The sequence below is a fragment of the Streptomyces sp. CA-251387 genome, assembly GCF_050936625.1.
GTDB lineage: Bacteria > Actinomycetota > Actinomycetes > Streptomycetales > Streptomycetaceae > Streptomyces.
Map to the genome: position 1 here is coordinate 805,274 of NZ_JBNJMJ010000001.1, position 15,189 is coordinate 820,462.

General features: G+C 71.4%; 10 protein-coding genes and 1 pseudogene. 5 read left to right on the plus strand and 6 right to left on the minus strand.

What is annotated here, in order from left to right:
- Window positions 1–19: 19 nt before the first annotated feature.
- The 3 genes from ACQEV2_RS03575 to solA form a co-directional block, all read right to left on the minus strand.
- The gene (locus ACQEV2_RS03575; protein WP_433036431.1) at window positions 20–1,123 is read right to left on the minus strand and encodes an extracellular solute-binding protein; all 1,104 of its coding nucleotides are present in this window, start codon (window positions 1,121–1,123) and stop codon (window positions 20–22) included.
- Between the two features lie 78 nt (window positions 1,124–1,201).
- Window positions 1,202–2,263, minus strand: a complete 1,062-nt coding sequence (locus tag ACQEV2_RS03580; protein WP_433036433.1) for a succinylglutamate desuccinylase/aspartoacylase family protein — start codon at window positions 2,261–2,263, stop codon at window positions 1,202–1,204.
- Window positions 2,264–2,265: 2 nt separating this feature from the next.
- A complete protein-coding gene (gene solA, locus ACQEV2_RS03585; RefSeq protein ID WP_433036435.1) occupies window positions 2,266–3,405 on the minus strand; it encodes an N-methyl-L-tryptophan oxidase in 1,140 nt (379 codons plus the stop codon).
- 281 nt (window positions 3,406–3,686) lie between these two features.
- On the opposite strand from solA, the gene ACQEV2_RS03590 reads away from it, so the two are divergent.
- Both ACQEV2_RS03590 and ACQEV2_RS03595 read left to right on the plus strand, forming a co-directional pair.
- Complete coding sequence (locus ACQEV2_RS03590; RefSeq protein WP_433054173.1) at window positions 3,687–4,433, plus strand: IclR family transcriptional regulator; 747 nt, start codon at window positions 3,687–3,689, stop codon at window positions 4,431–4,433.
- A gap of 196 nt (window positions 4,434–4,629) precedes the next feature.
- Window positions 4,630–5,373, plus strand: a complete 744-nt coding sequence (locus ACQEV2_RS03595; protein WP_433054176.1) for an IclR family transcriptional regulator — start codon at window positions 4,630–4,632, stop codon at window positions 5,371–5,373.
- A gap of 39 nt (window positions 5,374–5,412) precedes the next feature.
- On the opposite strand, the gene ACQEV2_RS03600 is transcribed toward ACQEV2_RS03595, so the two are convergent.
- Genes ACQEV2_RS03600 through ACQEV2_RS03610 form a run of 3 tightly spaced genes read right to left on the minus strand, consistent with a single transcriptional unit; the run spans window position 5,413 to window position 11,005 of the window.
- Entirely contained in the window at window positions 5,413–6,852 is a 1,440-nt protein-coding gene (locus ACQEV2_RS03600; protein WP_433036437.1) for an NAD-dependent succinate-semialdehyde dehydrogenase, read from the minus strand.
- Window positions 6,849–9,740, minus strand: coding sequence for an FAD-binding and (Fe-S)-binding domain-containing protein (locus tag ACQEV2_RS03605; protein WP_433036439.1), 2,892 nt, complete (start codon window positions 9,738–9,740; stop codon window positions 6,849–6,851). Before ACQEV2_RS03605 ends, ACQEV2_RS03600 begins: the two co-directional genes overlap by 4 nt.
- Window positions 9,737–11,005, minus strand: a complete 1,269-nt coding sequence (locus ACQEV2_RS03610; RefSeq protein ID WP_433036441.1) for an aspartate aminotransferase family protein — start codon at window positions 11,003–11,005, stop codon at window positions 9,737–9,739. Before ACQEV2_RS03610 ends, ACQEV2_RS03605 begins: the two co-directional genes overlap by 4 nt.
- Window positions 11,006–11,258: 253 nt before the next feature.
- On the opposite strand from ACQEV2_RS03610, the gene ACQEV2_RS03615 reads away from it, so the two are divergent.
- The 3 genes and pseudogenes from ACQEV2_RS03615 (at window position 11,259) to ACQEV2_RS03625 (ending at window position 15,185) form a co-directional block, all read left to right on the plus strand.
- A complete protein-coding gene (locus tag ACQEV2_RS03615; RefSeq protein ID WP_433036443.1) occupies window positions 11,259–12,884 on the plus strand; it encodes a PucR family transcriptional regulator in 1,626 nt (541 codons plus the stop codon).
- A 422-nt stretch (window positions 12,885–13,306) separates the two neighbouring features.
- Window positions 13,307–14,290 (plus strand): annotated as a pseudogene (locus tag ACQEV2_RS03620) (beta-galactosidase); the annotation flags it as partial.
- Window positions 14,172–15,185, plus strand: a complete 1,014-nt coding sequence (locus tag ACQEV2_RS03625) for a beta-galactosidase (RefSeq protein WP_433036445.1) — start codon at window positions 14,172–14,174, stop codon at window positions 15,183–15,185. The pseudogene ACQEV2_RS03620 and the gene ACQEV2_RS03625, both read left to right, overlap by 119 nt.
- The last annotated feature ends 4 nt before the right edge of the window (window positions 15,186–15,189 follow it).

Sequence of the window (15,189 nt, forward strand, 5' to 3'; positions counted from 1 at the left end):
CGGTGTGACCACACCGAATTCAGCCACGAGCCCACTCCAACCAGCGCTTGGTGACGGCGGCTTCGTTCTTCAGCCACCAGTCGGTGTCCGTGTCGAAGCCCTTGTCGTAGTACTGCGGCGCGCCGGCGAGTGCGTTGCGCTCGTCCTCGGTGAGCTTGGCGTAGGCCACCGGGGAGGCCGGGTTCGACGGGAATGCCTTGGCCAGGGCGGCCTGGCTCTCGGGACGCAACGAGAAGTCCATGAGCTGGTAGGCGGCGTCCGCGTTGGCCGCGCCCTTGGCGATGGCGTAGCCCTGGAACTGGCGGCGCATGCCGTTCAGCTGCCTCTCGACCGGGACGCCCTGCTTCTGCAGATCGGCGATCCGGCCGTCCCAGACGGTGGACATCGTCACCTCCTGGCGGCTGAGGAGCACACCGGGGAGCGGGCCGCTGTCCCAGAACTTCTTGATGTCGGACCGCAGCCGGCTCAGCACCTTGAAGGCGCGGTCCACATCGAGCGGATACAGCTTGTCCATGGGGACACCGTCGGCCAGCAGCGCGAACTCCAGCTCGGGCAGGTCGCCGTCCGGGTTGCACATCGAACGGCCGCCCTGGAACGCCTTGATGTCCCAGAAGTCCGCCCACGTCTCGGGCTTGCGGCCGCCGAAGGCGTCGGTGCGGTACGCCATGCACTGGCCGTAGAAGCTGTGGCTGATGGCATGGTCGGTGATCTGGTTCTCGGGGATCTTGGCGCTCTTCAGGCTCTTGATCCGGTCGCGGTCCAGCGTCTCCAGGGCGTCCTGCGCCACGTACTTGGTGTGCGACATCATCGTGATGTTGATGAGGTCGCACTGGGGGCGGCCCTGCCTGATCTGGGCCAGCAGCGGAGCGTCGTCCAGATTGAGCACCTTGACGCTGATGCCGGTCTCCTGCGTGAACGGCGTGTAGATCGCCTTCTGCAGGGCCGCACCGTAGGAACCGCCGCTGTCGCGGACGACCACCGTCTTGGAGCCCTTGCCGCCGCTGCCGACGGACCGGCTGGTGCCGGTACCGCAGGCGCTGAGGGCGGTCGCGGCGGCGGCACCCGCCGTGACCCCGCCTATTCCTCGCAGGAACAGTCTGCGGTCTATTCGGGCTTCTTTCATCGTGTGCCTCCTGGTGGTGCTGGCCGTGAGATGGGGAGCGGCTGGGGGACGTGGAACGGGGGGCGGCTGGAACGTGGTCTAGGGGCGGGAGCCCGCCTCGTCGGATCCGGCGCCCACACCGGGGGTCCGGAGGGTGTCGGCCCGCGCGGCGGTGTCGGGGTCCCACGGGACGGCGAGGGCGGCGAGTTCGGCGCCGGGGGCGACGGTGAGGCCGTGCATGGCGTAGAAGATCCGTCCGTCGGCCGGGGCGTGGACGGTGTGTTCGCTGCCGTCGGCCGGGTCGACGATGCGCCCGAGGACGTCGCCCTCGGCGACTTCGCCGATGACGTCGGCGTCGAAGGAGAACTCCGGGTACCACAGGCCGGTGGCCTCGGCGGTGACGCCGGCGGACCAGACCCATGCGCGGATCGGCGCCGGGGCGGAGCCGTCCTGGTCGAGGACGCCCAGATGGCGCAGTGCCTTCAGCAGGCCGTCGACGCGGCGGAGGGCAGTGGCCTCGTCCCGCTGGCCGAGCCGGCCCACCTCGACGAGGACCGCCGAGATGCCCCGCCGGGCGGCGGCCGCGTGGCTGTTGCCGCCGTCGGCCTTCAGTCCGAGGATGACGTCCTCGATGCCGAAGGACCCGGCCAGTTCGGCCGTCGCCTTGTCGAGGTCGGGGTCGCCGGTGAGGCGGTAGCCGACGAAGTCCCGCAGGACCTGGTCGATGCCGCCGCAGTGCAGGTCGATGTAGACGTCGGCGGCGTCGACCAGGTGGGTGAAGAGCCAGGCGGCCAGCCGCTCGGTGGGGCCGCCGGCCGGGTGGCCGGGGAAGACGCGGTTGAGGTTCACGCCGTCGACCGGGGAGACGTTGAGCCGGCCCTGGTACACGGCGGGAGGGTTGGCGACCGGACAGATGACGACCTGCCCGCGCACCTCGCCGGGTTCCAGCAGGGTCGTCAGGCGGGCGGCGGCGTCGATGGGCGTGAACTCGCCGCCGTGCACACCCGCGGTGATGACGACCCGGGGGCCGGGGCGGGAGCCGTTGACCAGGACCAGCGGGATGTCGACGGTGAGGGTGCCGAGATCGGCCCGCACCGTGCCGCGGGCCTTGGTGCCGGGCTGTGCCTCGAGGGAGCCGACAGAGAGGGTGGCGTCGTTCATGGTCAGGCCTCCGTACGGCCGACGGTGGAGATGAAGTCGATGGGCTGGGGTGAGGTGCCGTCGAGCGCCAGGTCGGCGGCGATGTCACCGAAGGCGGGCGAGAGCTTGAAGCCGTGGCCGGAGAAGCCGGCGAGCAGGATGACGTTCTCGGCGCCGGGCAGCGGGCCGACCAGGGGGCGGCTGCTCTCGGTGTAGCCCTCCATATAGACGGAGAGCCGGGTCGGGTCGGGGTGCAGGTCCGGCATATGACGCCCGATCAACTCGGAGAAGATCTCCAGTTCTTCCGGGTGTACCGTCCGGTCCAGCTGGTTCGGGTCGCCCGCGAGCCGGTGCAGCGCGCGGGACAGTCCGAGCTTGACCGAGATGCCGTCCGGGGAGGGCAGGCCATAGCAGTGGGTGGGTGCCGTGCGGATGAAGGCCGGGCGTTCCTCGCCGAACCAGGCGTCGGGGGCGGTGGGGACGTACCAGGCGCTGACGAGGCGGCGGATCTCCACCTCCCACGGCAGGTCGGGCAGCAGGTCGTTGACCCAGGGGCCGGGGGTGACGACGGCCGTGTCGAAGCGCTCGCTGCCGGCGTCGGTGCGGATCTCGACACCGTTCGCGACCGGGACGATCTCGCGGACCGGGGTGTATCGGTGGATCACGGCGCCCAGTTGCTCGGCGCGGCGGGCGGCGGTCTGGATCGTCAGCTCGGGGCGGATGAAGCCGGCGCGGCGGTCGAGCACGGCGGCGTCGCCGTCCTCGATGCGGTACTGCGGGAAGCGCTTGGCGAGCAGCTCGGCGTCGAGTACCTCGTGCTCGAGGTCGTGCTCGGCGATGGACTTCAGGACGGTGGCCATCTGGTGGTGCTCGGTCGGGCCCATCAGGAGGCATCCGGTCAGGCGGCGCAGCTCGCGGCCGGTGTCCTGCTGGAGCTGCTCCCACAGGGTGTCCGCGTGCTTGAGCAGCGGGACGTACCGGGAGTCCTCGAAGTGGGCGCTGCGGAAGATCCGGGTCTCACCGCCGGCGGCACTGCGGTCGTGGCCGGGGGCGAACCGGTCGTATCCGACGACCTCGGCGCCGCGGTCCGCCAGCCGCCAGACGGCCTGGCTGCCCATCGTTCCGACGCCGACGACGGCGACGCGCTTCCTGGCAGCTGACACAGGGCTTTCCTTTCGTATCACCGAGGCGCATGCTGAGCCCTCGGCGTGAGGCTGTTCGATTCGAGATGATTTGGGCGGGAGCCGGGCCTGGTGTGGGGCCTGCGGCTCGCAACCGCCGCGTCTCGCAGTCCGGCTCACTTCGTCGGGATCCTCTGAAGCGCCGTGCCACATTGTGGAATGCTGTGCTAGAATCTGGCACAGAGAATGACAGTGGCTCAGAGGGGAGTCAAGAGGGTGTCCAGCGGAAATTTGAAGGATTAACAAGGGGAAACCGGATGGAAATGAAGAGCGTCACCAGGTCGCTGCGGATCCTGGAGGCGGTCGCCCAGCATCAGCCCGTGACCGTCGGGGAGTTGACGAAGATGTTCGGGCTTCCGAAGTCCACCGTGCAGCGCACCCTGGTCACGCTGGCCGAGGCGGGCTGGCTCCGGGCGAACCGCAAGGACACGACGCGCTGGGAGATCGGCGCCCGCGTCCTGGCCGTACGGCCCGCCGCCCTCCAGGGCTCCAGCCTGTTCGCCGCCGCACGCGAACCCATGGTCCGCCTACGGGACGAGGTCAACGAGACCATCCACCTTTCGGTGCCGGACGCTCTGCACGCCATGGTCGTCGTCGACCGCGTCGACTGCGACCACGCCGTACGCACCTTCCACACGATCGGCGACACCTCACCCCTGCACGCCACCGCCGTCGGGCGCGCCGTCCTCGCCCACCTGCCGAGGCGGGACATCGAGGAGCTCATCGCGGGGGGGCTGGAGCGTTTCAGCGACACGACCCCCGTCGACCCCGACGAGCTGCGCGCCGAACTGGACCGGATCCGCAAGGACGGCTACTCGGTCAACCGCAACCAGTACCGGCCGGGCGTCTGCGCCGTCGCCGCGCCCATCCTCGACGAGGACGGCACACCGCTGGCCACCGTGGCCATCTCCATGCCCGAGGCCCGGTACGACGCCGAACACGTGCCCCAATGGGGGCGGCTCGTCGCCGACACAGCCGCGGCCATCGCCCAGCGCCGCCTGGGGGCCTGAACACGACGGGGCTTCCGGAGCCCTACCGACGAGGGCCGGCTCGCGCGCATCGACGTGGGAGCCGGCCCTCACCCCATCCATGTCATGCCATATTGTGGAACACCGTGCTAGAATCCGGCATGATCACGTCTGTGGCTCCAAGCGGGAGTCAGGAGGCAAGGACGCCAGCCACGAACTGAGGGGGCACCGGATGGAGATGAAGAGCGTCACAAGGTCACTGCGGGTTCTCGAGGCGGTCGCCCGGCATCAGCCCGTGACCGTCGGGGAGTTGACGAAGATGTTCGGGCTTCCGAAGTCCACCGTGCAGCGCACCCTGGTCACGCTCAACGAGGCGGGCTGGCTCCGGGCGAACCGCAAGGACACCACACGCTGGGAGATCGGCGCCCGCGTCCTGGCCGTACGGCCCGCCGCCCTCCAGGGCTCCAGCCTGTTCGCCGCCGCACGCGAGCCGATGATCCGGCTCCGCGACGCACTGAACGAGACCATCCACCTTTCGGTGCCGGACGCTCTGCACGCCATGGTCGTCGTCGACCGCGTCGACTGCGACCACGCCGTACGCACCTTCCACGCCATCGGCGACACCTCACCCCTGCACGCCACCGCCACAGGGCACGCCGTCCTCGCCCACCTGCCGAAGGCCGAGGTCGACGAGGTCGCCGCGGGCACGCTCGAGGGATACGGCGAGGAGACCATCACCGACCCGGCGGAGCTGCGGGCGGAGCTCCGCCGGGTCAGAGAGCGCGGCTATGCCGTCAACCACAACCAGTACCTTCAGGGTGTCTGCGCCATCGCCGCACCCGTGCTGGACGGCGACGGCGTACCGCTGGCCGCCGTGGCCGTCTCCGTGCCCGACTCCCGCTTCGAGCCCGGTCTACTCGTCGAGTTGGGGAAGCTCGTGACCGACACCGCGGCGGAGATCACCGCACGCCACCTACGCTGAGGGGGTCGCCGGGGCGGGCGCCGGGCCGGAACACCCCCGTCACCGCACGGGCACGGCGAGGTACTGGTACTCCAGGAACTCGTCGATCCCGACCCTGCCGCCCTCGCGGCCCAGCCCGGACTGCTTGACGCCGCCGAAGGGCGCGGCCGGGTTGGAGACGAGGCCGGTGTTGAGGCCGACCATCCCGACCTCCAGGCGTTCGCTGACGCGCAGGGCACGGTCGAGACCCTCGGTGAAGACGTAACCGACGAGCCCCCAAGGGGTGTCGTTGGCGCGCCGGACGACCTCGTCCTCGTCGCCGAAGGTGAGAATCGCGGCGACCGGGCCGAAGATCTCCGTGTCCATCAGACGGCTCTCGGCCGAGACATCCGTGAGCACGGTCGGCGGGTAGAAGCAGCCCGGTCCCTCAGGGGTACGGCCGCCGACGAGCACCCGGGCACCGCGCTCCACCGCGTCGGCCACCAGAGCCTCGACCTTGGTGCGTCCGGCCCGGTCGATCAGCGGACCGACGTCGACGCCGTCCCGCGTGCCGGGGCCCACGACGAGCGCGCCCATCCGCTCGGCCAGACGCCGCCCGAACTCCTCCGACACCGACCGGTGCACGAAGAAGCGGTTGGCGGCCGTGCACGCCTCGCCCATGTTGCGCATCTTGGCGACCATCGCGCCGTCCACGGCCTCGTCCAGGTCGGCGTCCTCGAAGACGATGAACGGCGCGTTGCCGCCCAGCTCCATCGAGGTCCGTACGACCGCCTCCGCGCTCTGGGCGAGGAGCAGCCGCCCGACGGCCGTGGAGCCGGTGAAGGAGAGCTTGCGAATCCGCCCGCCGCGCAGAAGCGGTTCGCACACCTCCCCCGCACGGGAGGTGGTGACGACGTTCAGCACGCCGTCCGGCAGCCCGGCCTCCTTGAGGATCGCGGCGAGGGCCAGGCTGGAGAGGGGGGTCTGCGGGGCCGGTTTGAGGATCATCGTGCAGCCGGCGGCGATCGCCGGGCCGATCTTGCGGGTGCCCATGGCCAGCGGGAAGTTCCACGGGGTGATCAGCAGGCAGGGGCCGACCGGGCGGCGGGAGAGCAACATGCGGTTGCGGCCGTCGGGCAGGACGCCGTGGCCGCCCTCGATACGGACCGCCTCCTCCGAGAACCAGCGGAAGAACTCGGCCGCGTACGCCACCTCTCCCCTGGCCTCGGCCAGCGGCTTGCCCATCTCGGCAGTCATCAAGTGGGCGAGCTCATCAGTCCGTTCAAGGATGATCTCGTACGCCCGGCGCAGGATCTCACTGCGGACCCGAGGCGCCGTACGAGCCCACTCCTCCTGCGTCCGGACAGCCGCATCCTCCGCGAGCTTGGCGTCCTTCGCGCCCGCGTCCGCGACTCGGCAGAGGACCTCGCCGGTGGCGGGGTCGTCGACGGGCATGGTGGCGCCGTCCGCGGCGTCGACCCAGGCCCCGCCGATGAACAACTGCGTGGGTGTGTCGGTCATGAGGTTCCTCCTGGTTGATCAGCGGCGGGGTCGAGCAGTTCCGCGAGGTGCAGGGCGCGGATGCCCCGGTCACCGGCGAGGTGGTCGATCTGGGTGGCGCAGCTGAAGCCGTCGGCCACGACCACCGTCGGCGTGTCCTGGCCGATGCCGTCGAGGCGTGGCTTGAGCGCCAGGTCGGCGACGGCCATCGAGGTGTCGTAATGCTGTGCCTCGAAGCCGAAGTTGCCGGCGAGTCCGCAGCAGCCCTCGGCCTCGTCGACCTTCGTCACGCCGAGACGGCCGAGCAGATCGCGGGGGTGGCGGCCCTTGAAGGTGGCGTACTCGTGGCAGTGGGTCTGCAGCACGACCTTGTCCGGCAGCTCGGGAGGCGTCCAGCCGGCCGCGGCGAGGTCGGTGAGGGCCCCGGTGAGAGTGTGGACCCGGGCCGCGACGCGCTGGGCGGCGTCGGTGCCGAGGAGTTCGGGCACGTCACGCTTGAGGGCCGCGGCGCAGCTGGGTTCGGCCACGACGATGGGCCGGTCGTCGCCGTTGTCCAGGCGGGCGACGGTACGGGCCATGATGCGGCGCGCGATGGACAGCTGGCCGGTGCTGACCCAGGTCAGGCCGCAGCACAGGCCGTCCTCGGTCGTGCAGGGGATGCCGGCGCCGGCGAGTACACGGCTCGCCGATCCTGCCACCTCGGGGCGGAAGGCGCGGGTGAAGCTGTCTACGAAGAGCACGGTCTTCGCCGGTTCAGAGGTCCTCGACGAGCGCAGGGCCCGGCGCAGCGCATGCCGGGAGGCGAAGGCCGGGATCCGGCGTTTCGTGGTCACGCCTCCGAGGCGGGCGAGCAGCTTGCCGACCGGTCCCCGCAGCAGCGCGTTGACCGGGCGGGCGACGTATCCGACGAGTGCGGAGGTCAGGGGCAGCCAGCCGAGCGAGTAGTGGGAGCGGGGCCGGAGCCTGCCCTTGTAGTGGTGGTGCAGGAACTCCGACTTGTACGTGGCCATGTCGACGCCGACCGGGCAGTCGCTGGAGCACGCCTTGCAGGACAGGCACAGATCGAGGGCGTCGCGCACTTCGGTCGAGCGCCAGCCGTCCTCCACCAGCTCGCCGCGCACCATCTCCTGGAGCAGGCGGGAGCGGCCCCGCGTGGAGTCGTTCTCCTCGCCCGTGGCCCGGTAGCTGGGACACATCACGCCGCCCGCTTCGCTACGGCAGCGGCCGACACCGACGCAGCGGCGTACCGCGCCCGCGAAGCCGTCCTCGTCGTGCGGGAAGGAGAAGAGGGTCTCGACGGGCAGCACGTCAGGCGTGTGCAGCCAGAGGTCGGCGTCGAGGCGGGCCGGGGCCACGATGACGCCCGGGTTGAGCAGCCCCTCAGGGTCGAAGATCTCCTTGAAGGCGGCGAACGCGCGGATCAGCCTGTGGCTGTACATGACCTCCAGCAGCTCGCTGCGGGCCCGCCCGTCGCCGTGTTCACCCGACAGGGTGCCGCCGTGACCGACGACCAGGGCGGCCGCCTCGCTCAGGAAGCGGCGGGCGGACTCGCGTCCGTCGGCCGTGGCGAGGTCGAAGTCGATGCGCACATGGACGCACCCCGCGCCGAAGTGCCCGTAGAGCACGCCGGTCAGGTGGTGGCCGGCCAGCAGCTTGCGGAAGTCGCGCAGGTAGGCGGCCAGGTTCTCGGGCGCGACGGCCGCGTCCTCCCAGCCGGGCCAGGACTCCCCGCCGTCCACCAGGCGGGCGGCGAGCCCCGCACCGTCCTCACGGACCCGCCACAGTGCGCGCCGTTCGGCCGGGCTCCGCACGACGCGCCCGCCGGTCATCCGGCCCCGGGCCTTGAGCACGTCCAGCAGTTCTGCGGCACGGGCGCCGACCGCGTCCTGATCGTCGCCGTCGAGCTCGACGTACAGCCAGGCCCGTCCCTCGGGCAGTCCGGTCACGGAGTCCGCACCGCGCCGGGCGCGCATGGTGGCGACGATCGCCTCGTCCATGCCCTCCACGGCGGTGGGGTTCCAGCGCAGGATCTCGGGGACGTCGTCGGCCGCGTCCACCACGTCGTCGTAGCCGAGCGTCAGCAGCGTGGAAGCCTGTGCGGTCGCCACCAGGCGGACCGTCGCGGCGGTGACGACCGCACAGGAGCCCTCGGTGCCCACCAGTGCGCGAGCCATGTCGAAGCCGTGCTCGGGCAGCAGGTGGTGCAGCTGGTAGCCGGAGACCTGGCGCGGTACGCGGCCCAGTTCGGTGCGGATGGGCGCCAGGTTGTCTTCGATCAGGCGGTGTACGTCCGCTTCGAGGCGGGCGACTCGCTCGACCGCGTGCTCGTCGTTCGGGTCGGCCGCGCGCAGGCCGGTGCGGTCGGCGACGGCCCGCACGCCGTCGGCCGTCACGATCTCCAGCGCCTCGATGTGGCCGCTGGTCCGCCCGTGCCGCACCGACCGGTTGCCGCACGCGTCGTTGCCGATCATGCCGCCGAGGGTGCACCGGCTGTGCGAGGACGGGTCGGGGCCGAAGGTCAGCCCGTGCGGTGCGGCCGCGCCGCGCAGCGCGTCCAGGATCACTCCGGCCTCGACGCGCGCGGTCCCGGCGGCCGGGTCGATGTCCAGGATCCGGTTCATGTACCTGGAGAAGTCCAGGACGACGCCCGGCCCGACCGCGTTGCCCGCCATGCTGGTACCGCCACCGCGTGCCGTGACCGGGACGCCCGCCTCGCGGCAGGCGCGCAGCACCGCGACCACGTCGTCGGCGGTGCGGGGGAAGACCACGGCCCGCGGTGGGACCCGGTAGTTGGAGGCGTCGTAGGCGTAGAGGCCGGTGGAGCCCGGTCCGGTCTCCACCCGCAGGCCGGGAGCGGTCTTGGCGAGCCGCGCGACCAGCGGCTCCAGGGCCGTGGTGGTGTCCGTCATCGCCCTGCCGCTCCCGCGGTGCCGACCTCGACCGCGGTCGCCCATGCCTGGAGGCCCTCGTCCACCGCCGTCTCGTCGATGACGAGCGCCGGGATCATGCGTACGACCTGGTTCCAGGCGCCGCACAGCAGCAGGAGCAGCCCCTGGTCCACCGCCGCACGCTGCACTCGGGCGGCGGTCTCGGGGTCGGGGCTGCCGTCCTCGGTGACGAACTCGGTGGCCAGCATGAGCCCGAGGCCGCGGACGTCGCCGATGCCCGGCGTCCGATCGGCCACCGCCTCCAGGCCCTGGCGCAGCCGCTCGCCCATCGCCTCGGCGTTCTCGACCAGCTTCTCGTCGCGTACGACGTCCAGGGTCGCGCAGGCCGCGGCGCAGGCGACGGCGTTGGCACCGTACGTGCCGCCCTGCGAGCCGGGCCACGCCTTGCTCATCAGCTCCTCGGAGGCGGCGATGCCGGACAGCGGGAACCCGCTGGCCAGGCCCTTGGCGGTGACGAGGATGTCGGGCGTGACACCGAAGTGGTCGTGACCCCAGAAGCGGCCGGTGCGGCCGACGCCGGTCTGCACCTCGTCGAGGATCAGCAGGAAGCCGTGGCGGTCCGCCCGCTCTCGCAGCCCCTCCAGGAAGGCCCGAGTCGCGGGCACGTACCCACCCTCGCCGAGCACGGGCTCGACGATGATCGCGGCCGTGTCGGCGGGCGAGGAGATCGTCTGAAGCGTGTAGTCGAGCTCCTGCAGGGCGAAGTCGGTAGCGGTCTCCTCGTCCCAGCCGTACCGGTAGGCCGACGGGAAGGGGGTGACGACGACACCGCTCATCAGCGGGGAGAAGCCGGAGCGGAAGCGGGTGCCGGAGGTCGTCATGGCGGCGGCGGCCACCGTACGGCCGTGGAAGCCGCCGTGGCAGACGAGGATGTTGGGGCGGCCGGTGGCCTGGCGGGCCAGCCGCAGCGCGGCCTCCACCGCCTCACTGCCGGAGTTGGTGAAGAACAGGCGGTCCAGACCGGCCGGCAGGACCTCGCCGAGCTTGTCGACCAGACGCCGCAGCGGCTGGTGCATGACCGTCGTGTACTGGCCGTGGATCAGCGTGCCCACCTGCTCCTGCGCCGCCGCGACGACCTTGGGGTGGCAGTGCCCGGTGCTGGTGACGCCGATACCGGCGGTGAAGTCCAGATAGCGGCGGCCGTCCTGGTCATAGAGGTGGACGCCCTCGCCCCGGGCCGCCACCACGGGCGTGGCCTGGCGAAGGTGCGGCGACAGTGCGGTCATGTTCGTCTCCCGGCCTCGGTGTTCGGTCTGCTGCGGTCTCCCGAGCATCGCGGCGTACCAGGGCCGCGCCAACGCGTGATCTGTCCGGTCGGGACGCGATATCCGGACGTTGTGTCAGCCCCCACCGGCGCCATGCCGGGTGCCGATCCGGCCAAGGGTCGCTCTTGCGCAGGTCAGCCGCGCTTGTCACAGTGGCCGGGCACTCCCCCGAGCTCTCGGCTCAGCTCGAGCAGGGGACCCCCAGGGAGACACCGTGAACGACAACCACCCGGCCGGCCAAGGGCCCACTCGTCCGCTCACCGTGGCCGACATCCTGGCCCTTCCCGTCCTGGCCGCCGGACAGCCCCAGGTCGTCACCGGCGTGCCCCACCTCGACCGGCCGGTCAGGTGGGTCCACATCACCGAACTGACCGACCCCGCGTCCTTCCTCAAGGGCGGCGAACTCGTCCTCACCACCGGTATGCCGCTGCCGGAGGACGCGGTCGGCGTGCGCCGGTACGTCGACGAACTCGCCGACATCGGGGCGGCGGCGCTGGTCATCGAACTCGTACGGCGCTATCACCGCCCGCCGGACGCGCTCGTCGACGCCTGCCGGCTGCGCGGACTGCCCCTCGTCACCCTGGCCAAGGACGTCAACTTCCTCGAGGTCACCCAGGTCGTGCACGCGCTCCTGCTCGGCAACCAGGCGGAGGCGATGCGCCGCACGCAGCACATCCACGAGGCGTTCACCGCGTTGACGCTGCGGGGCGCCGGGCCGGAGGACGTGGTACGAGCGGCGGCGGAGATGAGTGGGCGCACGGTCGTGCTGGAGAACCTGGTACACCAGGCACTGATCTGCGAACCCTCCGGCACCACGGTGGAGAAGGCACTCACCGACTGGGAACAGCGATCCAGGGCGACCGGGCCCGGCGACAACACGGAGACACGCGGCCCGGAGAACTGGCTCACCACCCCCGTCGAGTACCAGGGCGAACGCTGGGGCCGCGTGGCGATGCTCCCGTCCCGCACGGAGGAACCCTCCTTCGGGCCCGAGGACATCACCGTCCTGGAGCGAACGGCGATGGCCCTGACCGTTGCCCGTCTCATCCATCCCACACCGTGGGAACGCACCGCACACCGCAACGCCCTGCGCGACCTGGTCGAACGGCGCCATCGCTCCCCGGCTGATGCCCGCACCCGCTGCGCCGCCCTGGGTCTGCCCGCCCAGGGCGGCTCCTTCGTCGGGGTCCTCGTGGATCTCCGCACAAGGCAGGGGGAAGCCGACCCCGAGACCCGCCTGCTGCAGGAGCTGCGCACGGCAGGCATCCCGGCCCTGGTTGGCGAACTGGCCCCCGGCCGCCTCGGCATCCTGCTGGCTCTGCGCGCCTCCCAACTCTGGCGCCCCGTCGTCGAACGCCTGGCCGACACCGCGCTGGGCCTGGCCCCGCAGGCAGTCGTGAGTGTCGGCTCCGAGGTCACGGACCTCTTCGACACCGCCCGCTCCTTCCGCGAGGCGGCCCACATCGCCGAGGCCACCCCGCCCGGCCAGCCCCTCCCCCGGGACCGCTCCTTCCATGAGCTGTCCGACATCGGTCTCCGTCGGCTGCTGCATGCCCTCCGCGAGGACACCCGGATCCAGGAGTACACCGAACGGCAGCTCGGGCGACTCATCGAACACGACACCCAGCACGGCACCGACCTGCTGACAACCCTGCGGCACTACCTCGACGCGGCAGGCAACAAGACCAAGGCGGCCCGCCGAGGCGGCCTCTCCCGCGAAACCATGTACCAACGCCTGCGCACCATCGAGCGCCTTCTCGCCCGCGACCTCGAGTCCGGCGAACAACGCACCGAACTGCACGTGGCCCTCACGGCACTCGATGCGGTGCGAACCCACTGACGAAGAACGACCCGCGGTCGGTCCGCGAGCGCGGAGACCTCCGGCACATGGCCTGAGCCTCGCCGACCGGCCGGCCCTGGCAGACCCGGTCAAGGTCGGCCGGTGCTCAGGCGGGTGCGGATGTCGGGGATTGAGAGCGAGTTGTCGAAGCGCATCAACGCTGACCACCGCCCCTGACGAGCTGTCAATGACCAGGTAGGGGAAACTTTCTTTCCGTTGGGGCTCTTGTTTCACACGAAATGAGTCCGTTACCTTCCCGTCCGAAGTGAAGCGCTTCGACATGACTCCACCCGACTCTCCGTACCCGAGGATCCGTCATGACGGCACGCAGCATCACCGACCGCCTGGGCGGCCTCGCCTTCGGCGGGGACTACAACCCCGAGCAGTGGGACGAGCCGGTCTGGAAGGAGGACGACGAGCTCATGCGCCGCGCCAGGGTCAACCTGGCCACGGTGGGCGTCTTCTCCTGGGCCCTGCTCGAACCGGAGGAGGGACGCTACGACTTCGCCTGGCTCGACGCCCACATCGAACGCCTGCACACGAACGGCGTGGCCGTCGACCTCGCCACCCCGACGGCCTCCCCGCCGCCGTGGTTCACGCTGGCCCACCCGGACGCGCTGACGGTCCGGCCCGACGGCACCCGTCTCGTCCACGGCAGCCGGGACACGTACTGCCTCACCGCGCCCGCCTACCGGAACGCGGCCCGTCGGATCGCCGCGGTGCTCGCGGAACGCTACGGCGACCACCCCGCCCTCACCCTGTGGCACGTGCACAACGAGTACGTCACCCTGTGCTACTGCGACCACACGGCCGCCGCCTTCCGGGTGTGGCTGCGCGCCCGGCACGGATCGCTGGACGCCCTCAACGAGGCTTGGGGTACGGCCTTCTGGAGCCAGCGCTACACCTCCTGGGAGCAGGTCCTGCCGCCGCGTGCCACCAACTGGCACAAGAACCCCGGCCAGGCGCTGGACTTCCACCGCTTCTGGTCCGACGAGGTCATCGCCGCCTACCGCGAGCAGCGGGACGCGATCCGCGCGCACAGCGACCGGCCGGTGACGACCAACCTGATGCTGCCCGCGTACCAGAACATCGACCTGTGGGCCCTCGCCCGGGAACTCGACGTGGTCACCTGCGACCAGTACCCCAGCGCACCCGGCCTGGCCGCCGCCGACGTCGCCTTCCACGCGGACCGCGCCCGCTCCCTGGGCGGGGGCCGTCCCTGGCTGCTGATGGAGCAGGGCACCAGTACCGTCTACGACGGCGACCGGGTCCTCGCCAAGGACCCCGGTGACATCCTGCGCCACACCCTCGGCCACATCGCCCGCGGCTCGGAGGGCGCCCTCTTCTTCCAGTGGCGGCAGTCCCGGGCCGGCGCCGAGACATGGCACTCGGCGATGGTGCCGCACGCGGGACCCGACAGCCGGATCTTCCGCGAGGTCACGCAGACCGGCGAGGCGGTGGCCCGCCTCGGCGAGCTGGCGGGATCGACGGTGTCCGCGCCGGTGGCCGTCCTGCACGACCCGGACGCCTGGTGGGCACTCGGCGTGGACGGCCTGCCCTCGACGGAGCTCGAACTACCACACGGCACTCGCCCGAGCGCACCGCGCGCTGTGGGACGCCGGCGTCACGGTCGACTTCGCCCACCCCGCACACGAGTTGAGCCGCTACTCGCTCGTCGTCGCACCGGCCCTGTTCCTCCTTTCCGACAAGGCGGCCGAGAATCTGCGCCGTTACGTCTCCGGCGGCGGGACGCTCCTCGTCCAGCACGCGAACGGATACGTCGACGAGCGCCTCCACGCCCGCCTCGGCGGCTACCCGGCCGCTCCCCTGCGCGAGGCGCTGGGCATCCGCGTCGAGGAGTACCGGCCACTGCGGCGCAGCGAGCGGATCACCCTGTCGGACGGGACACAGGGCACCGTCTGGAGCGAGTCCCTGCGCACCGAGGGCGCGGAGACGCTCGCCGTCTACACCCACGGGATGCTCACCGGCAGCCCGGCGCTGACCCGGCACCGCTTCGGCACCGGGCAGGGCTGGTACCTCTCCACCCACCTGGACGACGCCGACTACGGCGCCCTGGTGGGCCGGTTGCTGAAGGAGGCCGGTGTCGAGCCGGAGCTGCCGGGGCTGCCGGCCGGTGTCGAAGCCGTCACCCGGCACGCATCCGACAGTCGCCGCTGGCACTTCCTGATCAACCACGGCACCGCTGCCGTGCCCCTGCCCGAGCCCGCCCACGACCTGCTCACCGCTGCACTCGCGCACGAAGTCCCGCCCGGCGGCTGCGCCGTCCTGCGCGGTCACTGACCTC

Bases quoted from the DNA above. Each gene is read 5' to 3' on its own strand.
- ACQEV2_RS03575 (WP_433036431.1), bottom strand. From the start codon at position 1,123: ATGAAAGAAGCCCGAATAGACCGCAGACTGTTCCTGCGAGGAATAGGC.
- ACQEV2_RS03580 (WP_433036433.1), bottom strand. From the start codon at position 2,263: ATGAACGACGCCACCCTCTCTGTCGGCTCCCTCGAGGCACAGCCCGGC.
- ACQEV2_RS03590 (WP_433054173.1), top strand. From the start codon at position 3,687: ATGAAGAGCGTCACCAGGTCGCTGCGGATCCTGGAGGCGGTCGCCCAG.
- ACQEV2_RS03595 (WP_433054176.1), top strand. From the start codon at position 4,630: ATGAAGAGCGTCACAAGGTCACTGCGGGTTCTCGAGGCGGTCGCCCGG.
- ACQEV2_RS03600 (WP_433036437.1), bottom strand. From the start codon at position 6,852: ATGACCGACACACCCACGCAGTTGTTCATCGGCGGGGCCTGGGTCGAC.
- ACQEV2_RS03605 (WP_433036439.1), bottom strand. From the start codon at position 9,740: ATGACGGACACCACCACGGCCCTGGAGCCGCTGGTCGCGCGGCTCGCC.
- ACQEV2_RS03610 (WP_433036441.1), bottom strand. From the start codon at position 11,005: ATGACCGCACTGTCGCCGCACCTTCGCCAGGCCACGCCCGTGGTGGCG.